The 19167-nt window shown below is 67.9% G+C and carries 20 protein-coding genes and 1 tRNA gene; 9 read left to right on the top strand and 12 right to left on the bottom strand.

The genetic code is table 11. The annotated features are described in order from the left end of the window. Positions 1-19 precede the first annotated feature (19 nt). The 3 genes from FB560_RS12300 to FB560_RS12290 all read left to right on the top strand — a co-directional run bounded on the left by FB560_RS12300 (position 20) and on the right by FB560_RS12290 (position 3469). Complete coding sequence (locus FB560_RS12300) at positions 20-1543, top strand: NAD(P)/FAD-dependent oxidoreductase (protein WP_141872631.1); 1524 nt, start codon at positions 20-22, stop codon at positions 1541-1543. A gap of 287 nt (positions 1544-1830) precedes the next feature. Continuing rightward, entirely contained in the window at positions 1831-2697 is an 867-nt protein-coding gene (locus FB560_RS12295) for a cation-transporting ATPase (RefSeq protein ID WP_141872630.1), read from the top strand. Between the two features lie 70 nt (positions 2698-2767). Further along, entirely contained in the window at positions 2768-3469 is a 702-nt protein-coding gene (locus tag FB560_RS12290) for a DedA family protein (RefSeq protein ID WP_141872629.1), read from the top strand. A gap of 3 nt (positions 3470-3472) precedes the next feature. On the opposite strand, the gene FB560_RS12285 is transcribed toward FB560_RS12290, so the two are convergent. After that, a tRNA-Leu gene (locus FB560_RS12285) sits at positions 3473-3545 on the bottom strand. Between the two features lie 91 nt (positions 3546-3636). On the opposite strand from FB560_RS12285, the gene FB560_RS12280 reads away from it, so the two are divergent. From FB560_RS12280 to FB560_RS12270, 3 genes are all read left to right on the top strand, one after another. Beyond that, positions 3637-4884: a type III PLP-dependent enzyme domain-containing protein gene (locus FB560_RS12280; RefSeq protein ID WP_141872628.1), complete on the top strand. Its 1248-nt coding sequence runs from the start codon at positions 3637-3639 to the stop codon at positions 4882-4884. After that, positions 4881-6194, top strand: a complete 1314-nt coding sequence (locus FB560_RS12275; protein ID WP_141872627.1) for a D-arabinono-1,4-lactone oxidase — start codon at positions 4881-4883, stop codon at positions 6192-6194. Before FB560_RS12280 ends, FB560_RS12275 begins: the two co-directional genes overlap by 4 nt. A gap of 91 nt (positions 6195-6285) precedes the next feature. Continuing rightward, the gene (locus tag FB560_RS12270; RefSeq protein ID WP_141872626.1) at positions 6286-6852 is read left to right on the top strand and encodes a LemA family protein; all 567 of its coding nucleotides are present in this window, start codon (positions 6286-6288) and stop codon (positions 6850-6852) included. 12 nt (positions 6853-6864) lie between these two features. On the opposite strand, the gene FB560_RS12265 is transcribed toward FB560_RS12270, so the two are convergent. Continuing rightward, positions 6865-7767, bottom strand: a complete 903-nt coding sequence (locus tag FB560_RS12265) for a nuclear transport factor 2 family protein (RefSeq protein ID WP_141872625.1) — start codon at positions 7765-7767, stop codon at positions 6865-6867. Continuing rightward, positions 7764-9023 carry a winged helix-turn-helix domain-containing protein gene (locus tag FB560_RS12260; protein WP_141872624.1) on the bottom strand — a complete coding sequence of 420 codons (1260 nt, stop codon included), beginning with the start codon at positions 9021-9023 and terminating at the stop codon, positions 7764-7766. The genes FB560_RS12265 and FB560_RS12260 overlap by 4 nt, the downstream gene beginning before the upstream one ends. 76 nt (positions 9024-9099) lie before the next feature. On the opposite strand from FB560_RS12260, the gene FB560_RS12255 reads away from it, so the two are divergent. Both FB560_RS12255 and ilvA read left to right on the top strand, forming a co-directional pair. Continuing rightward, complete coding sequence (locus tag FB560_RS12255) at positions 9100-10296, top strand: AI-2E family transporter (RefSeq protein ID WP_141872623.1); 1197 nt, start codon at positions 9100-9102, stop codon at positions 10294-10296. Next, entirely contained in the window at positions 10293-11522 is a 1230-nt protein-coding gene (ilvA, locus tag FB560_RS12250; protein ID WP_141872622.1) for a threonine ammonia-lyase, read from the top strand. The genes FB560_RS12255 and ilvA overlap by 4 nt, the downstream gene beginning before the upstream one ends. Positions 11523-11596: 74 nt before the next feature. On the opposite strand, the gene greA is transcribed toward ilvA, so the two are convergent. Continuing rightward, positions 11597-12085: a transcription elongation factor GreA gene (gene greA / locus FB560_RS12245; protein WP_141872621.1), complete on the bottom strand. Its 489-nt coding sequence runs from the start codon at positions 12083-12085 to the stop codon at positions 11597-11599. Between the two features lie 97 nt (positions 12086-12182). Next, positions 12183-12569 carry a DUF4307 domain-containing protein gene (locus FB560_RS12240; protein WP_141872620.1) on the bottom strand — a complete coding sequence of 129 codons (387 nt, stop codon included), beginning with the start codon at positions 12567-12569 and terminating at the stop codon, positions 12183-12185. A 68-nt stretch (positions 12570-12637) separates the two neighbouring features. Between FB560_RS12240 and FB560_RS12235 the strand changes: the two genes are divergently transcribed. Beyond that, positions 12638-12922, top strand: coding sequence for a hypothetical protein (locus FB560_RS12235; RefSeq protein ID WP_141872619.1), 285 nt, complete (start codon positions 12638-12640; stop codon positions 12920-12922). 25 nt (positions 12923-12947) lie between these two features. On the opposite strand, the gene FB560_RS12230 is transcribed toward FB560_RS12235, so the two are convergent. Genes FB560_RS12230 through FB560_RS12200 form a run of 7 tightly spaced genes read right to left on the bottom strand, consistent with a single transcriptional unit; the run spans position 12948 to position 19065 of the window. Then, a complete protein-coding gene (locus FB560_RS12230; RefSeq protein ID WP_211349961.1) occupies positions 12948-13718 on the bottom strand; it encodes an SDR family NAD(P)-dependent oxidoreductase in 771 nt (256 codons plus the stop codon). 1 nt (position 13719) lies between these two features. Then, positions 13720-14193 carry an S-ribosylhomocysteine lyase gene (locus FB560_RS12225; protein WP_141872617.1) on the bottom strand — a complete coding sequence of 158 codons (474 nt, stop codon included), beginning with the start codon at positions 14191-14193 and terminating at the stop codon, positions 13720-13722. A gap of 13 nt (positions 14194-14206) precedes the next feature. Then, entirely contained in the window at positions 14207-15337 is a 1131-nt protein-coding gene (locus tag FB560_RS12220; RefSeq protein ID WP_141872616.1) for an iron-containing alcohol dehydrogenase family protein, read from the bottom strand. Further along, complete coding sequence (locus FB560_RS12215) at positions 15334-16494, bottom strand: aminotransferase class I/II-fold pyridoxal phosphate-dependent enzyme (RefSeq protein ID WP_141872615.1); 1161 nt, start codon at positions 16492-16494, stop codon at positions 15334-15336. The genes FB560_RS12220 and FB560_RS12215 overlap by 4 nt, the downstream gene beginning before the upstream one ends. Continuing rightward, the gene (locus FB560_RS12210) at positions 16491-17150 is read right to left on the bottom strand and encodes a methionine ABC transporter permease (protein ID WP_141872614.1); all 660 of its coding nucleotides are present in this window, start codon (positions 17148-17150) and stop codon (positions 16491-16493) included. Before FB560_RS12210 ends, FB560_RS12215 begins: the two co-directional genes overlap by 4 nt. Continuing rightward, a complete protein-coding gene (locus FB560_RS12205; RefSeq protein ID WP_141872613.1) occupies positions 17147-18208 on the bottom strand; it encodes a methionine ABC transporter ATP-binding protein in 1062 nt (353 codons plus the stop codon). The genes FB560_RS12210 and FB560_RS12205 overlap by 4 nt, the downstream gene beginning before the upstream one ends. Then, a complete protein-coding gene (locus tag FB560_RS12200; protein ID WP_141872612.1) occupies positions 18208-19065 on the bottom strand; it encodes a MetQ/NlpA family ABC transporter substrate-binding protein in 858 nt (285 codons plus the stop codon). The genes FB560_RS12205 and FB560_RS12200 overlap by 1 nt, the downstream gene beginning before the upstream one ends. Positions 19066-19167 lie beyond the last annotated feature (102 nt).

The following is a 19167-nucleotide window of genomic DNA, read 5'->3' as shown; positions in this document are numbered from 1 at the left end:
TCCAAGGAGTTGTCCCCCTGTGCCCAAGATTCTGATTGTCGGTGGCGGATACGCCGGTTTCTACACCGCATGGAAGCTCGAGAAGCACCTCCGCAAGGGTGAGGCCGAGGTCACCATGGTCGACCCGCTGCCGTACATGACGTACCAGCCCTTCCTGCCCGAGGTCGCCGCCGGTTCGATCGAGGCCCGCCACTCCGTGGTCGCGCACCGTCGTCACCTGAAGCGCACCAACGTGCTCACGGCGAAGGTGACGAACATCAACCACGCCGAGAAGACGGCGACGATCACGCCGCCGGTGGGGGATCCCTACGAGTTCTCGTACGACCAGATCGTCGTCACCGCCGGTGCGGTCTCGCGTACGTTCCCGATCCCAGGCATCGCCGACAACGCGATCGGTCTGAAGACGATCGAAGAGGCCGTCGCGATCCGCGACCGCGTGATGTCGAACTTCGACAAGGCGGCTTCGCTGCCCGCCGGTCCGGAGCGCGACCGTCTGCTCACCGTCGTCGTCGTCGGTGGCGGATTCGCCGGCATCGAGGTGTTCGCCGAGCTCCGCTCGCTGGCCTCCTCGCTGGTGGGCAAGTACCCGCAGCTGCGCTTCGAGGACACGCACTTCCACCTGATCGAGGCCATGGGCCGCATCATGCCCGAGGTCTCGCTGCAGACGAGCGAGTGGGTCCTCAAGGACCTCGCCAAGCGCGGAGCCAACGTGCACCTCGACACGCAGCTGACCAGCGCGGTCGACGGCAACGTCGAGCTCTCGACGGGCGAGGTCATCCCGACCGACGTCATCGTCTGGACCGCGGGCGTCATGGCCAACCCGACCGTCGTGCGCGGCGGCGACCTGCCGGTCGAAGAGCGTGGTCGCATCCAGACCCGCGCTGACCTGCGCGTCGGCACGCCCGAGGCTTTCGTCGAGGGCGCCTGGGCTGCCGGTGACGTCTCGGCCGTCCCCGACCTGTCCGGTGGTGGCGTCGGCGGCTTCTGCGTGCCGAACGCCCAGCACGCCGTGCGTCAGGCGAAGCTGCTCGCGAAGAACCTCGTCGCCGTGCTCCGTGGAGAGAACCCCAAGGAGTACTTCCACAAGAACATGGGCGCCGTCGCGGGTCTCGGCCTCTACAACGGTGTCTTCCAGTCCGGCAAGATCGCGCTCAAGGGCTTCGTCGCCTGGGTCGCGCACCGTGGCTACCACGGTCTCGCGATGCCGACATGGGAGCGCAAGTTCCGCGTGATCTGGGGCTGGTGGAACAACCTGTGGCTCGGCCGCGATCTCGTGAACCTCGAGACGGTGCAGAACCCGCGTTACGTGTTCGAGGAGTTCGCTGCTCGTCCGCGTCCGGCCGCTGACGCTGCTCCGACCGCGGCACCTGCTGCCGCGAAGGCTCCGGCCGCCGCGAAGAAGGCGCCGGCCGCCAAGGTCTCGGCTGCCGACAAGGCTGCTGCCGACACGGCCGAGGTCGCTGAGAAGGCTCCGGCGAAGAAGGCTCCGGCGAAGAAGGCTCCTGCCAAGAAGCCCGTCGCGGAGAAGGCTGCCGCGAAGTAGTCTCCCGCACCTCGCATCGAAAGGCCCTCCCCGCTCGGGGAGGGCCTTTCGCTTTCCCCCGCGTGCTCGGAGGAGATGCATAACTCGGCCCGATAGTGTCGGGCGAGCAAGGGGAGTACTCCCGTCTGCGGCGCAGTCGTCACTACGGACATGTCATCGTGTCCCGGCCCGCCGGCCCGTGAGGGTGGAGGAGACCTTGGCGTCCGCCTGGCGGACCGCCGTGGTACCTCCTGCCGTCGTCCCGACGTGGTGGCTCCCCGCTGGTCCGCTTCACGAAGGGATCACTCATGGGAAAGCTCTCCCGTCTCCTCGGCCTGGCCTCAGAGGCCCTCGACAAGTCCACCGGTTCGACCCGCAGTGCGCAGGACGGCACGGCCCCCCGCTCGACCGATTGGGGCGACCTGGGACGTCGGGCGGTCGACGTCGTGCGGGGTCCGTCCACGACGCCTCCCGGTCGGGAAACGTCTCACGAAGTGCGTCCGACGTCGGCGGACCCCTCTGCGCCCCCGCCCGCGTCCGGTTCGCCGATGAACCCTGGGCGGTCGCGCACGGGTGCATCGGTGTCGGACACGGATCGCGCGGCGATCGCCCGCTACGACTACCTTCTCCGCACGGCTGACCCCGCGCAGGTCGAGCGGATTCATCGCGATGCCTTCTCGCGGTTGACGCCGCAGCAGCGCGAGCATGTGGCCGCGAGGATGAGGGAGGAGCTCGCGCCGGAGGAGCGTCCGCCCTCCGCGTCCTCTGAGGATCTGGCGCGCGCTGCCGGACGTTCGGAGGCCATGAACCCCGGACGCATGCGTGGCCTCCTCTCGCGTGTCCGTGGGGGAGGTACCGGCGGCGCCGTGCTCGCGGGAGGCGCCGCGGTCGGCGTGCTCGGCGCGGTCGCCGGAGGCGCTGTGCTCAGCGCCGTCGCCGCGCCCCTTCTCGAACAGGCGGCGGGCTTCGGAGTCGACTTCGAATCACTCGCTGCCGGCCTGGATGTCGATGCGTTGGCCGGTGGTTTCGATGTCGAGTCCGTGACGGGCGGCGCGGAGGAGCTGGTCGGCTCCGTCGGAGACACCGTCTCGGGGCTCGGCGAGACCGCCTCGGGTTGGGGGGAGCAGCTGGGGAACCTCGGAATCCCCGGCATCGGCGATCTGTTCGGCCGCTGATCGGCTGAACGGGTGACTCAGCCGGGTCTTCTACGATGTCCGGACAGCCCCTGACAGAGACGAGCCCTTCATGAGCCCCGCCGCTGCCGTCGCGACAGCCCCCGAACACGGTTTCACCGGAATGACCGGTTTCGCCGCCGATGTCCTCACCGCCCTCGGGGACATCGGCGTCGGCGTGCTCGTGTTCATAGAAGTGCTGATCCCGCCCATCCCGAGCGAGGTGATCCTCCCGTTCGCCGGGTACCTGAGCCAGAGCGGCGATCTGCACCTGGGCTGGCTCATCTTCTGGAGCACGCTCGCGTCGTGGATCGGTGCGCTGCTGCTCTATGCGCTCGGCCGCGCCATCGGGATGGAGCGTGCCGTGCGTTTCCTCGCTGCCACGCGACTGGTGAGCAGGTCGGACCTCGATCGTGGCGCGCACTGGTTCGCGCGTCGCGGCGGATGGACGGTGCTGGTCGGCCGGATGGTCCCCGGGGTGCGGAGCCTGATCTCGATCCCGGCCGGTGCATCGCGCATGGGGCTGGTGCGGTTCAGCGTCTACACGATCATCGGCAGTGGGCTCTGGAACGCGATGCTCATCGGCGTCGGGGCCGCACTCGGCACGCAGCACGAGAAGCTCGAGCGCTACCTCGGCTATCTCGACTACGTCGTGTACACCGCGATCGCTGTGGCGCTCGTCGTGCTCGTCATCCGCCGCATCCTCGAGGCGCGCGCACCACGCTCGCTCTCTGCACGCGCCGATGCCGCCACGATCGACGCCGCGGGGGAGTGAGAGTACCCCCGGTCGGACTCGAACCGACACTGAAGCGATTTTAAGTCGCCTGCCTCTGCCATTGGGCTACGGGGGCGTCGTCCTCGACAGCTTATCGGGGCAGTGCGCCGTGCTACCGGGTGTCGTGAGACGTGATCCCGAGTACGGTCAGGCCGTAGGGTGGGGGAGTGCTCGATCTCACCGATGAACTGAGCCCCGTCGAGGGCACCCTCGCTGTCGCCCCGGAGTGGGAGGATCCCGCCCGCTATTGGCCGCGACTCTCCGCCGCGACCGGCCACCTTCCCGCCCCGGTGGCGGTGATCGATCGCGAGGCGTTGCGCTACAACGCGATGGATCTGCTCGTCCGATCGGGCGGCCTCCCCATCCGTGTGGCGTCCAAGTCGGTGCGCGTGCGCGCGGTGCTGGATGCGGTGCTGCAGCTGCCCGGATACCAGGGGATCCTCGCGTTCACCCTCGCCGAGGCCCTCTGGCTCTCCGAAGACCACGACGACATCATGCTCGGCTACCCGACGGTCGACCGCGCCGGCCTCGAGCAGCTGTTCTCGGACGAGCGCGCCGCGCAGCGCATCACCCTCATGATCGACGATCCCGTGCATCTCGACTTCATCGACAGCGTGGCAGGTCCGGGTGAGCGCCCCGAGATCCGTGTCGCGATCGACGTGGACGCCTCGTGGCGTTCGGCCGTCCTCGGCCACATCGGCGTGCGGCGCTCGGCGCTGTTCAGCGCGGGCGAGGTCGTCGCCTTCGCGCGCAAGGTGGTCGCACGCCCGGGCTTCCGGCTCGTCGGCCTCCAGATGTACGACGCGCAGATCGCCGGACAGGGTGACGATGCGGGGCCGGATGCGCCCTTGATCCGCCTCGTACAGGCACGCTCGCGGGCGGAGCTGCGGGAGCGGCGTGCGGCCATCGTCGACGCGGTGAGCGGCGTCGCGACGTTGGAGATCATCAACGGCGGCGGCACGGGGTCCCTCGAGTTCACCGGCAGCGACGAGTCGCTGACCGAAGCCAGCGCCGGGAGCGGTCTGCTCGGCGGTCACCTGTTCGACGGCTACCGCTCGTTCCAGCCGGCGCCCGCGTCGGCGTTCGCTTTCGACGTCGTCCGACGCCCTGCCGCCGACATCGCGACCGTGCTCGGTGGCGGCTGGATCGCCTCGGGCCCTCCTGTCGCCTCGCGCCAGCCTCTTCCGGCCTGGCCGCAGGGATTGCACACGTTGCCGCGTGAGGCGGCGGGCGAGGTGCAGACTCCTCTCCAGGGCAAGGCCGCGTCGAGCCTGGGCGTGGGCGACCGCGTCTGGTTCCGGCACTCCAAGAGCGGCGAGCCGGCGGAGCGCATCGAGCGGTATCACCTGGTATCGGGAGACGAGGTCATCGACGAGCTGCCCACGTACCGCGGCGAGGGAAAGGCGTTCCTGTGACGAGGATCGGTGGCACGTGGCAGAACTGGGGACGCTCGGCATCGGTCCGACCGGTGAGGGTGGAACGTCCCCGAAGCCCTGAGGGAGTGCAGCGCGCCGTCCAGGCCGCCGCGTCCCAGGGCCTCGCCGTCAAGGCTGTCGGCGCCGGGCACAGCTTCACCGGGATCGCGGTCGCCCCGGGCGTCCTGCTGGAGCTCGACGACCTGCAAGGGCTGATCTCGGCGGATGCCGTGACGGGTCGGGTCACCTTCCTGGCGGGAACGCGACTGCACCGGATCCCCGGTCTGCTGGCACCCTACGGCCTGGCGATGCAGAATCTCGGGGACATCGATCGGCAGTCGATCTCGGGTGCGATCTCCACGGGGACGCACGGGACCGGTGCGGGTTTCGGCGGCCTTGCGACCCAGGTCGTCGGCATCACGCTGGTCACTGCAGCAGGTGAGTTCCTGCGCATCGATGAGGAGCACAACAGCGAGATGCTGCCGGCCGTCGCCCTCGGCCTCGGTGCTCTCGGCATCATCGTGGAGGTGACCCTGCAGTGCGTTCCCGCGTTCGTCATGCACGCGATCGACGAGCCCGCGCCCCTGCCAGACGTCCTGGCGACGCTCGACGAGCGGGTGGCGGCTTCGGATCACTTCGAGTTCTACTGGTTCCCGCACACCGACGTCGCGCTCACCAAACGCCAGACGCGCCTGCCGGAATCCACGGTGCGCCGGCCGCTCCCGGTCGTCGGCAGATGGATCGACGAGACGCTGCTGTCCAACGGCGTGTACCGGGTGGTCTGTGCGGCGGGCCAGGTGGTGCCCTCCGTGACCCCGCCGTTCAGTCGCCTGGCGGTGAAGCTCACAGGGGACCGCGAGTACACCGATCTGTCGAACCGGGTGCTGACGCAGAGCCGCACGGTGCGCTTCCGCGAGATGGAGTACGCGCTGCCTGCGGAGAACGTCGTGTCGGCCTTCCGAGCCGTGCAGGCGTTGATCACGCAGCGCGGGTGGCGGATCGAGTTCCCGATCGAGGTGCGATTCGCGGCGCAGGACGACAGATGGCTCTCGACCGCGCACGGACGAGCGACGGGATACATCGCCGTTCACCGGTACTGGCGCGCCGACCCGACGGTGTATTTCGAAGCCGTGGAGAAGATCATGCTGGAGCATGGCGGACGTCCGCACTGGGGCAAGCTCCACACGCTCGACGCCGAGCAGCTCCGGGGACGATACCCGCGCTTCGACGACTTCCTGGCGCTCCGCGACCGACTGGATCCGGAGCGCCGCTTCGGCAACCGCTATCTCGAGCGTGTTCTCGGGGCCTGAGGCGGATTCACAGCCGCGGCGCGCACCGTGCCCAGTACACGTGCAGACAGCGCCGATAGGATGAGACAAAACGAGGAAGGGTGGGCCTCTGATGGAATGGCTTGTGCCAGTACTGATCGTCGTAGGCGTGATCCTGCTGGTCGGGATCTATCTGTGGGCGACGTACAACTCGCTGGTGCAGCTGAACGTCAGAGTCGACGAAGCATGGAGCGGCATCACGGTGCAGCTCAAGCGACGAGCCGATCTCATCCCCAATCTCATCGAGACCGTCAAGGGCTATGCCTCGCACGAGAAGGCGGTCTTCGAGAACGTCACCCGCGCGCGTGCTGAGACCCTGAACGCCGGCAGTCCCGGTGCAGCCGGCATCGCCGAAGGACACCTGCAGCAGGCGCTGCGCAGCCTGTTCGCGGTCGCTGAGGCGTACCCGCAGTTGCAGGCCAGCCAGAACTTTCTGCAAGTGCAGCAGGCTCTGGTCGACACCGAGGACAAGATCCAGGCAGCGCGTCGTTTCTACAACGGCGGCGTGCGGGAGCTGAACACCAAGATCAAGGTGTTCCCGAACAATCTCTTCGCCAAGGGCCTCGGCTTCACCGAGCGCGAGTTCTTCGAGGTCGCCGACAGCGGCGCGATCTCGGAGCCGCCGCGCGTCCAGTTCTGACGTCGGCAGCCGTCACCAAACGGAGAGCTCCAGTCCCTTCTCCGTGAAGGCGACGTCGCCACGAAGGCTCCAGGACTCGGTCAGGTAGGTCGTGGTGCGGCTCTCTCCGTCCTGCCCGGTGCCGGTGACGGTCGCGACCAGGATCCCGCTCACGGCGTCGAAACCGGTCGGAATCAGCGTGAGCACGGGTGACGTCTCGATGCGATAGCGGATGTCGCTCACCGATTGGAACTCGGTGCCCCACGGGATGCGGATGCCGCATCCGGCAGGGATCGCCGCTCCACCCGCCGTGCAGTCGGCGAGGTGATCGTCCAACGCTGTCTGCGCGGCCTCGGTCGCAGCAGGGAGGAGCGTCACCTCGAGGGCGACTTCCACAGGGTCTCCGGGCAGCACGATCGCTTCCGCCTCTCCGGCGAGCAGCTCCCGCGGCGCAGGCGCGACCGAGTAGACGGCCGGGAAGAGGGCGATCTCCTCGTCGTTCGCGAAGGTCGCATCGCCGACCGCGATGAGGTCGCCCAGCGAGGTCTCGGCCCGCACGGCTCCGAGGGCGGAGGCGCTCACTCTCCAGCGGCCGTCGGCCTGCGACAGCGAGAGCGACGCCAGGCGCTGGTCGCCGGCGAGAACGAAGGAGACCTCAGCGGTCGCCGTGTCGCCGCTCTGGTCCACCGAGGTCAGTGCGACATCGGAGATGCGCTCGTCTGCCGCTGCGAATGCCGTCAAGACGGTCTCCGGCACGGGTGCGCTGACATCGGCGAGGGCATCGGTGTCGCCGGACTCGAGGGCATCCAGGTAGGCGAGCGCGGTGCCCTCCACGGATGCGGGTCGGCTCGACGCCTGCCAGATCCACAGCCCCGCAGCCAGGAGCAGCACCAGCCCGATCGCGCCGGCGAGCACCCGCACACCGCGGCGTGTCATCCGGACTGCTCCCTCGCGTGCGTGTGGCGTCGCACGGATGCCGTCACGTCGCCCCGGAGGGACCCGTGGATCGCGTCGGCGGCATCGCCCCAGCCCGACACGGACACGTGCTCCAGGCCCTGCCAGCGCGCAGCGAGGGCGATCTCGCGGGCGATCCGGTCCGCGTCCTCCGGGGCGGCCTGCGGTTCCCACCACGCCGACTGCACCTGGAGCGTCGACGCCGCACGATCAGACTTGAGGTCGACGCGGGCGACGATCCGGTCGCCGACGAGGACGGGGAGCGAGTAGTAGCCGTAACGACGCTTCTCGGCAGGCACGTAGATCTCGATGCGGTAGTCGAGCTCGAACGCACGCAGTGCCCGGTCGCGGAACCAGACGACCGGATCGAAAGGTGTGAGCACCGCTGCGGCGTCGACCCGATGGGGGAGGACCCCATCGCGGTGGCGCCAGGCGGCCAGGGGACGGCCGCCCCGCTCCCACCCGCGCACCCGCACGGGGAGCAGCTCGCCGGACTCGGTGAGGTCCGCGATCGCCTGGGTGACCGCGGCGCGATCGCGGATCCGGTAGTAGTCGGCGAGATCGGACTGCGTGGCGACACCGGAGGAGCGCGCGGCGCGGGCGATCAAGGTGCGGATGGCCTCCGCGCGGGAGATCTTCTGCGCGCGGATGCGCTCCGGGATCACCTGCTCGGCGAGCGCATACGTGCGCTCGAAGCCCTTGCGCCCGCTGATCGCCACATCACCTGTGCGCCACAGATGCTCCAGCGCGAGCTTGACGTCGTCCCAGTCCCACCAGGTGCCGCGCTCGCGCGGTGCGTCGGCGCGGAGGTCGGCGGGGCGGAGCGGGCCCCGCGTGCGCAGCTCGTCCTGCACCCACTGGACGGTGCGGGCGTTGGCGCTCACCCAGGAGTCCTCTGCCGACCACCGCCGGCGGAAGTCGTCCATCCGGAACTGCCACAGCGGCCAATCCTCGATCGGGATGAAGGTGGCCTCGTGCGCCAGGTACTCCACGTAGTGCGTCGTGCGCGACAGGAAGACCTTGTCCAGCAGTGCGGGATCGTAGGCTCCGAGTCGCGACAGCAGCGGGAGGTAGTGCGAGCGCGCGAACACGTTGACCGAGTCGATCTGTAGCACTCCGATGCGGTCCATCATGCGATGGATGTGCGCCGCCGAGACCGCGGTCGGACGTGCGCGCGTGAAGCCCTGTGCGGCCAGCGCCATCCGACGTGCCTGGGCAGGACTGAGAGTGTCTGTCACGCCGTCAGCGTATCGCCGGCCATCGACATCCGTCTCACGGCGTCGTGCGCTCCCGTGATCGCCGTAGACTTGGGCGATGAGCGACGAGCAGCGGCCCAGGCTGAGGGATCTCTTCCGTCCGCGCCCGGTCACGACAGACCGCACGGTGACGACCGAAGCCGATGAGGCGGTGCCGATCACTCTGCGGGTCGCCGCGGGCTATGCCTGGCGGTTGCTGTTGATCGCCGCGGCGATCGGCGTGTTCATCTGGCTGGTCATGCTGCTCAAGCTGCTCGTGATCCCGCTCATGGTGGGCATCCTCATCACGGCTCTGCTGTGGCCGGCGTTCGATTGGATGCTGCGGCACCGTTTCCCGCGGTGGTTGGCCATCCTCGTCTCCCTGTTGGGAACCGCGGCCATCGTCGGTGGACTCCTCTGGCTCGTGATCTGGCAGGTACGCGTCGAGCTGCCGGATGTGCAGAAGAGCTCGACAGAGGCGTTCGAGCAGTTCCAGGTGTGGCTCCATGACGGGCCGCTCAATCTCTCCGACACCCAGATCGCCGACTACCTCCAGCAGGGCCTCGACATGCTCAACGAGCAGGCCCAGGTGCTGTGGTCGGGCGCGCTGGCGATCGGCACGACCGTCGGCCATGTCGCCACGGGAGCCGTGCTCTCCCTGTTCATCCTCATCTGCCTCCTGGCCGACGGTGCCGGCATCTGGCGCTGGACGCTCAAGCTGTTCCCGCGCAACGGACGTCAGGCGGTCGACGGTGCCGCGCGCAACGGCTGGAAGACCATCGTCAACTACGCCAGGACACAGCTCTTCGTCGCCACGATCGATGCCGTCGGCATCGGTCTCGGAGCCTTCCTGCTGCAGGTGCCGCTCGCGCTGCCCGTCGCGGTGCTGGTGTTCCTGGGCTCGTTCATCCCGATCGTCGGTGCTGTCGTCACGGGCGCCGTCGCGGTGTTCCTCGCCCTCGTCTACAACGGTCCCTGGATCGCGCTGTGGATGCTCCTCGTCGTCCTCGCCGTGCAGCAGCTCGAAGGACACATCCTGCAGCCGATCCTGATGGGGTCCGCTGTGAAGGTCCATCCGCTGGCCGTCGTCCTCGTCGTCGCGGGTGGCGCCATGATCGCCGGCATCCCCGGCGCCCTCTTCGCGGTGCCGTTGGCGGCGTTCGTCAACGTCGCCGCCGTGACGTTGAGTTCGGGGTCGTGGCGCACCGGCGTCGACCCGAGCGGAGACCTGATCTGGAGCACAGTACCGCGTGAGCGGAGACGGAGGAATCAATGAGCGAAGTCCCCAGCCTGGCCGAGTTCGAGTACGCAGCTCAGAGTCTGGCTGAGGTGATCTCGCACACGCCGACGCTGCCGTCGCGAGCCCTCTCCGACATTCTCGGTGTTCCCGTCGTGTTGAAGATGGAGAACCTGCAGCGCACCGGATCCTTCAAGATCCGCGGTGCCGCATACCGGCTGTCCCGCCTCAGCGCGGAGGAGCGCGCGCGCGGCGTCGTGGCGGCATCCGCCGGCAACCACGCCCAGGGAGTCGCGCTCGCGGCTCAGGAGCTCGGCATCACGGCGACGATCTTCATGCCGCTGGGCGTTCCCGTCCCCAAGCTGCTCGCCACGCGCGGCTACGGTGCCGACGTGGTGCTCGAGGGGGAGACGGTCGCGACCTCGCTCCGACTCGCCGCCGAGTTCGCCGAGCGCACGGGTGCGGTGCTCATCCCGCCGTTCGACCACCGCGATGTGGTGATCGGTCAGGGCACGCTCGGACTCGAACTGCTCGAGGACGCCCCCGACGTCGAGACGATCGTTCTCGGCATCGGCGGCGGAGGGCTCATCGCCGGAGTCGCCGCCGCGGTGAAGGCCCGCGCGGCCGAGCTCGGTCGCACGGTGCGCATCATCGGTGTGCAGGCGGAGAACGCCGCCGCCGTGCCGCCGTCGCTCGCGGCCGGTCACCCCGTCGACATCGTCACGCGCCCCACCATCGCCGACGGCATCCTCGTCGCCCGGCCCGGAGCGATACCGTTCGACATCATCAAGGACCACGTCGACGAGGTCGTCACCGTCTCGGACGACGATCTCGCCCGCGCGATCCTGGTGCTGCTCGAGCAGGCCAAGGTCGTCGTCGAGCCCGCCGGTGCCGCCGCGGTCGCCGCGATCCTCGCCGGCAAGGTGCCCGCCACGGGAAAGACTCTGGCAGTGCTGTCCGGCGGCAACATCGACCCGCTCCTGCTGCAGCGCGTCGTCTCCCACGGATTGGCTGCCTCGGGCCGGTACCTCACGATCCGCATCCCTCTTCCCGACCGTCCTGGGCAGCTGGCGCGCGTGTCGGAGCTCATCGCCGAGGCCGGTGCCAACGTGATCGAGGCGATGCACACGCGGCACGGCCACGGGCTGCAGATCAGCGACGTGATCCTCGAGCTCAGCGTCGAGACACGCGGTCCCGAGCATTCCGAGCACACTCTCGACACGCTCCGCCGTGCCGGATTCGAGCCGATGCTCGTTCCGGACTGAGCACTCTCGCGCGACGGAACGCAGAACGCCCCTCCAGCCATGGCAGGAGGGGCGTTCTCGTGTATCGGGGCGGATCAGCCGGTGTACGTCTCGACGTTCACGATCTCGACAGCGATCGAGCGGCCGTTCGGCGCCTCGTACGAAGACTTCTCGCCGACCTTGAGGCCGAGGATGGCCTGGCCGAGCGGGCTGGCCTCGCTGTAGACGTCGAGGTCGCTGCCGGCGGCGATCTCACGGCTGCCGAGCAGGAAGACCTCTTCGCCGCCTGCCACGACGGCCGTGACGACCGTGCCGGGCTCGACGATGCCACGGCTGGCGGGCGCCTCTCCGACCTTCGCGGTCTTCAGCAGACCTTCCAGCGTACGGATGCGGGCCTCCTGCTTGCCCTGCTCATCCTTCGCAGCGTGGTAGCCGCCGTTCTCCTTGAGGTCGCCTTCTTCGCGGGCGGCCTCGATGCGCTTGGCGATCTCGTCGCGACCGAAGGTCGACAGGTGCTCCAGCTCGGCGACGAGCCGGTCATACGCTTCCTGCGTGAGGAAGGGAACCTGAGCGTCGGTGGACATGACGAAGCTCCTTCTTTCGGTATCCCGGCCGCGTACGGCGGGGGATATGCCAAGACGCCCCGGCACGGTGCCAGGGCGTCGTCTGTCTGCGATGAGTCTAAGCGACCCAGCAGGTGTTCACCAAACCTGTGGTGGCGGCGGCGACGGTGGGCACGGTGGCGGAGACGGCCTTCGAATGGCTGTCTCCTGCGGCGATGTCGACGACCTTCCAGCCGACGACGCCGAACTCCTCGTCGAGCGCTTCGACGATGCACACGACATCCTTGCCCTGCACTCCGGTCACCTGGAACCGGACCTCCACGGTGTGCTCGTCCACCAGATCGAAGCCCAGATCATCGGCATCCACCGACGACATGGACTGGCTCACGGTCATCCAGCTGAACGCCCCGACCACCAACGCGGCGATGACGATTCCCACGATCCAGGGTCCCCGACGTCGCCGGGTACGGCCGTAGCGGTCATCGAGCTGTTCTGCTGTCGTCACGGGAGGGGTCTTCCGGTCGTTAGGCTGGTAGTTCCAGGTTATGCGACCTGCGCACGAAAGGCCGACTCATGCTCGCTCTGACCGAGACACCGATGCCGACGCCCACCATGACCGTGGCCCCCGAGGCCGTCACTCCGGGCTTCGTCGGGTTCGCGGTGATCGTCATCATCGTGCTCGCGGTGATCCTGCTGATCTGGGACATGAACCGTCGCATCCGCCGCGTGCGGTACCGCGAAGAGGTGCGCGACGAGCTCGATGCCGAAGAGGCCGCGCTCGCCGCCGACGAGGCCACCGAGACGGACGCCGACCTGCCGATCGTCCGCGAGGGTGACGAGGGCGACGAACGCTCGTAAGCCGAGTAGGTGTGACGGTGAGCGTTCAGTGCATCGTCATTCCTCCGGTGACGTTGAGGCCCTGACCCGTCATATAGCCGGCGAGATCGCTTGCCAGGAACAGGGCGACTCCCGCCACGTCCCGCGGCGTGCCCGTCCGTCCGAGCGGAACCTGGGATCGATCCTCTGCGGCGATCTCCTCGGCTGACATCCCGCGGATGGTGCCGCCCTCGATGCGCTCGCGGTGCTTCATCGGCGTCTCGATGATCCCCGGGCAGATCGCATTCACGAGGATGCCGTGCGGAGCCAGCTCGACCGCCATGCTCTTCGTCACCCCGAGTACGGCGTGCTTCGACGCCACGTACGCGGTCATTCCGCGATAGCCGTTCTTGCCGGCCTGAGAGGCGATGAAGATGATCCGCCCCTTCTGCCCGGCGGCGACGAGGCGCTTCGCCACATGTTTGGCCACCAGGAACGAACCCTTCGCATTGACGTCGAGGTTGCGATCCCACTCCTGCTCGGTGGTCTCCGTCGCGAAAGCCAGCGTCGAGGTCCCGGCGGCCATCACGACGACATCGACGGGCCCCACGTGCTCTTCGATCGCATCGAGCACGGTGTCCACAGCGTTCTCATCCGACACATCGAGACGCACCGACCATTCCCGCTCCCGGCCCTCGTGCAGTCCTCCCTCCGGAGTGCTGAGGTCAGCTCCGACGACAGTCGACCCCGCCTCGTGGAAGGCATCGACGATGCCTGCCCCGATGCCGCTCGCCCCGCCGGTGACCAGGACCACGCGTCCGTGAAGCTCCTCGAACACGTCAGACGCCCACGCGGGAGAACGCGTCCAGGCTGATCCCCTGAGCGAGGATCCGCTTCGACCATTCGCGTGCGCTGTGCAGGCTGTGGTCGCGGTAGTTCCCGCAGCTGATCTCATCGACGCCGGGGACCTGTTCCCACGTGATGTCGGTGGCGATCGCGGCGAGGCTCTCGCGCACGGCATATGCGACGTCGGCGACAGCCGGCTCGCCCCAGGTGATGAGATGGAATCCTGTTCGGCAGCCGAACGGGGAGATGTCGATCACGCCGTTCAGGTGGTCACGCAGCAGGCTCGCCAGCAGGTGTTCGATGGTGTGCAGGCCGGCAGTCGGAATCTCGCCCTCGTTGGGCTGCACGAAGCGGATGTCGAAGTTCGAGATCGCATCTCCATGCGGCCCCTGCTCTACCGCGATCCGGCGAATATAGGGCGCGAGAACCGCGGTGTGGTCGAGGGTGAAGCTTTCGACTTCTGCCATGGGGATGTTCCTTTCAACGGGGGGCGGCGAGGGAATGGTGAGCGAGCACCACGCGGTCGAGTCGGCGCTGACGGTCTTCGAGGGCGTGCATGGTGGTGATGAGATCGGCGGCAGACGGCGGCGGATCGAGGAGACGGGCGCTCGAATGCTCTCCTGTCGCGATCTCGGCGATCGTGTCGAGCGTTGCGGGATCCTGCGCCGAGAGGCCGAGGTCCGCCAGCGAGCGGGGGAGGCCCAGAGCCGCGTACAGCTCGTTCATGCGGTCGATCTCCTCCCATCGGCGTTCATATGCGAGCTGCACGAGGATGCCATAAGCGACCTTCACCCCATGCAGCAGATCGCGGGTCTGCGCGAAGGCGCTGAGCGCGTCACCGATCGGATGCGCGGCGGTGGCGCTGCCGGCTTCGGCGCCGAGTGCGCCGACGAGGCCCGCCGTGATCACGCACGCCTCGGCGAGCATGGTCCACGCATCACTGCGGACTCCTCGGCGCATGTCGTCGACTGCCGCGATGCCGTGGCTGGAGACCAGCTCTCCGCAGCGCGCAGCGGCCAGCCCGCCGAACGACGTCAGCGTGTCTGCGATATCGGCTCGATCGAATGCCGCGCGGGTCTCGACGTGCTTCGCGAGGGTGTCCGCGATGCCGGAGACGAAGAGCGCGACGGGCGAATCGAACACGATCCGCGGATCCAGCAGCAGTGCGCGCGTCGGTGTGTCCCAGACCTCATGACCGAGGTGACGATGCTCCTCGTCGTAGTAGACACTGACTGCCGACCATCCCGAGCAGGTGCTGACGAGCGTCGGCGTGAGATACACGGGCAAGGAGAGCGAATGCCCGACCGCCTTGGCGGTGTCGAGCACCTTTCCGCCGCCGATCCCCAGCACCGCGTCCGCGCCCCTGCTGGTGGCGAGACCCTGAAGGCGGGTGATCTCGGCGGGGCTGCACTCGCTCGTGAATCCGGCGTCGATGATCTCGACAGCGCTGAGATCAGGGAGAAACGGCGTGGCGGCACGAAGAGCGCGTGCACCGTGCACCCAGAGCACCCGCGTGACGCCGTCTCGATGCAGCAGCCCGGGTAGTTCGTCGATCGCGCCGACGCCGGAGTGCACGATCGCGGGCCCCGGCCGTACGCGCTTACCCGTCATCGCCGCGCCCGCTTGGCTGCGCCGAGCCGCTCGACGAGCTCCTGGAGACGCGCCAGCGGATGGACGAGGCTGATGCGGATGAACCCGGCGCCACCAGCGCCGAAGCCGCTCCCGGGGGCGACGGCGACGCCGTGTTCGTTGAGCAGTCGCTCCGCGAGGGCGACATCGTCGTCACCGTCGAGCCCCACCCACACGAAGAAGGTTCCTGCGGGGGAGACCACGTCCCACCCCTGGGCGCAGAGCGCTTCCACGACGAGGTCACGGCGGGCGAGATACGTGGCCACGAGGTCGTGCGCGACCTCCTGGTCTCCGGCGAGAGCCGCGGCCGCAGCATCCTGCGTCGCTCCGAAGATGGTGCTGAATGCGTGTGCTTGGTACCTCCGCATCGCCGCGATGAGAGGGGCAGAACCGGCGGCGAAGCCGATCCGCCATCCTGCCATGTTGTAGGTCTTGGAGAGCGTGGAGACTTCGACCGTTCTGGTCATGTCGACCGCCAGCGCCGAGAGCGGGCGTGCGTCGTACCCGAGCGATGAATAGGCGAAGTCATTGATGAGGACTGCCTCAAGTCGTGCGCTCGCTGTGATCGCGTGGTCGAACGTCGACAGGGTGGCGACTGCTCCGGTGGGGTTGTGGGGGTAGTTGAGCAAGATCGCCGCAGCGTCGTCGAGATCACTCAGCGTGGCGAAATCCGGCTGATACCCGCGTGCTCGATTCAGCGGAACGGTGCGCAGCTCGGCGCCAGCGAGTTCCGCCGCTGACGCATAGGCGGGGTACCCGGGATCGGGCACCACGAGCGTCCGTCCAGCGTCGACGAGTCCGAGGATCGCAGCCATCAGTGCCTCGTGCGAGCCGTGGAACGCGGCGATCTGGGTCTCCGGATCGAGCAGCACGCCATGATCCTCCCGGTACCGCGCTGCGATCGCATGCGCGAGCCCCGGGCGCACCCGGTACGCGGGGTACCCGTGGTTGACGGGATCAGCCACCGCGGACTGCATCGCCGCGACGATGTGTGCCGGGGTCGGGAGATCGGGGTTGCCTTTGGACACGTCGATGACGTCCAAGCCGGCGGCACGCGCCTGCGCGACGGCGCCGTCGAGCGCACCGAAGAAGTTCGGAGGCAGGTTCTCGACCCGTGCCGCCGCGCGCAGCGCCGTCATCGACGTCGCAGCTTCCGGGCGAGGCGGGTGCCGAACAACTGGATGAGTTGCACGATGACGACGAGCGTCACCACGGTGACGAGCATCGTGATCCCGTCGAATCGTTGATAGCCATAGGAGATCGCGAGATCACCGATTCCGCCGGCGCCCACTGTTCCCGCCATGGCGGTCGCATCCAGAAGACCGATCGTCGCAGTCGTGAGGGCGAGCACGAGAGATCCCCGTGCCTCCGGGAGGAGGAACCGCACGAAGATCTGCACGGGCGTCGCACCCATCGACTTCGCGGCTTCCACGATGCCCTCGGGCACTTCGAGCAGGGAGTTCTCGACGAGTCGTCCGATGTAGGGCGCGACCATGAGGATGAGGGGTACCAGCGCCCCGTTCACCCCGATGGAGGTTCCGACGACCAGCCGGGTGAACGGGAGGATCGCGACGAGCAGGATGATGAACGGGAGTGACCGGACGACGTTGATGAACGCGTTGAGCACGAAGGAGGCCACCGCATTGGGGAGCACTCCTGTGGGTCGCGTCACGACCACGGCGATGCCGAGGAGGATACCGAGGATCGACCCGAAGAAGAGGGAGATCCCCAGCATGTAGAGCGTCTCGCCGAGCGCTTCGAAGAAGAGCTCGGGAGTGAGCAGAGTGTCGATCACAGGTTGACCTCCTCGACGCTGACGATCCTGTCGGCCAAGTAGCTGAAGGCGGCCTCGCGCTGGCTGTCCTCACCCTCGACCTGGACGACCATGTGGCCGACCGTGCGGTCTTGGATGTCGGTCATATCGGCGTGCAGGATATTGACGCGCAGGCCGAAGTCGGAGATGAGAGCGCCGACGATCGGACTCGTCACCTCCTCATCGATGAACCTCAGGCGCCACAGCGGGTGGCCGCCGACGGCACGACGTACCCGGTCCGGAAGCTCATGCGGGATGACGGTTCCCACGAATGCCTGTGCGATGGCCGTCTGCGGCCGCACGAAGACGTCCATCACCGTGCCCTGCTCGACGATGCGCCCGCCCTCCATCACGGCAACGGAGTGACAGAGGTTCTTGATCACGTCCATCTCATGTGTGACAACGAGGATCGTCGTTCCGTACTCTCGGTTCACCCTTTTGAGAAGGTCGATGATCTGGAGGGTCGTCGACGGGTCCAGCGCGCTCGTCGCCTCGTCGCACAGCAGCACCGCGGGATTGCGGATGATCGCACGTGCGATGCCGACGCGCTGTTTCTGTCCGCCGGAGAGCTGGCCGGGGTATGCTCCGAGCCGCGAACCGAGCCCCACGAATTCCAGCGCCTCCGTGGCGCGCTCGCGGGACTCGCGTCGTCCGATGCCGTCGAGTCGCAGGGGCAGGGCCACGTTGTCCAGGACCGTCACCGTGTCCAGCAGCTGGAACTGCTGGAAGATCATGGCGGTGTGCTTACGCGCCGCGCGCAGCTCCGCAGTCGACAGCGAGGCGAGATCGACTCCATCCACCTGGACGATCCCGGACGTCGGCGCCTCCAGCGCGTTGACCATCCTGATCAGAGTGCTCTTGCCGGCGCCGCTGTGCCCGATCACGCCGAAGATGTCTCCGCGGCGGACGGCGACGGTGACATCGTCGAGGGCGGTGAGCTGTCCACCGCCGCGACCGTACCGACGCGTCACCCCGTCCAGTCGGACGGCGGGCGTCAGGTCGGTCGCCGCGGCGCCGAGCTCCTGACCCGACGCCGTCATCAGCGCTCCAGAGCGGCGGGGAGGTGGTAGCCGTCGTACTGCGAGTTCGATGCGATGTAGTCGGCGAACGCATCCGATTCGTACGCGGCCTCGATCGCCTTCGCCCAATCGCTGTCGAGGTTCTTCTCATCGACGGCGACGACGACGGAGAACTCGTCCGTCAGATCTTCGAGCTGCAGCGCGTCGGTGAGCTTCAGGCCTCCGGAGACGACGAAGTTGCCCTGGATCACGCTGTAGTCGACATCCGCCAGAGCAGGGACCTGCTGTGCGTTCTCCATCTCCACGAACGAGAGATCGTGAGGGTTCTCCACGACGTCGGCCAACGAGGTCGTGGCCGGGTCGATGTCGTCAGACAGGGTCACCCAGTCGATGGACTCGAGCACCCTGAGCGCACGGTACTGATTCGCCGGCTGGTTCGGCACGGCGACAGTAGACCCGTTCCCGACCTCGTCCAGGGTGGCCTTCTTGCCGCCGAACAGCGCCATCGGCGGTCCCGGTACCTGGACGAGCGCGGCGTTGGAGAGGCCCTCCTGCTGGTTGATCGCCTCGAGATAGACAGGGTGCTGCATGATGTTCGCGTCGATCTCGCCATCGCTGAGCGCGACGTTGACGATGACGCCGTCGGTGAAGTCCTTCGTCTCGACCGTGTAGCCCTCGTCTTCGAGGATCGGTTCGATGCCCTCGGTGAACATCTCGAGGTAGGGTCCGGGGTTGAAGCCGATCGTGATCGTCTTCTTGTCCGACGCGGTCGAGCCGTCGTCCGTCGAAGTCGAAGGCGCCGAGGAGCAGCCGGCCGCGAGGACGGCGACGAGGGCGGTGGTTGCGGACAGGGCGATGACGCGGCTGGTTCGACGCATGAAGGGACTCCGGAGGACGAGGATGGGCGGGCTTCTCGAACCTAACGGCCGAGAGAACCTCTTTCGTCATCCTGTTACGAACCGTGTCAGACGATTCGCTTC

The sequence above is a fragment of the Microbacterium saperdae genome (assembly GCF_006716345.1).
Classification (GTDB): Bacteria; Actinomycetota; Actinomycetes; order Actinomycetales; family Microbacteriaceae; genus Microbacterium; species Microbacterium saperdae.
Note: the sequence above shows the minus strand (reverse complement) of the source record. Positions and strands in the feature narration are given on the sequence as shown.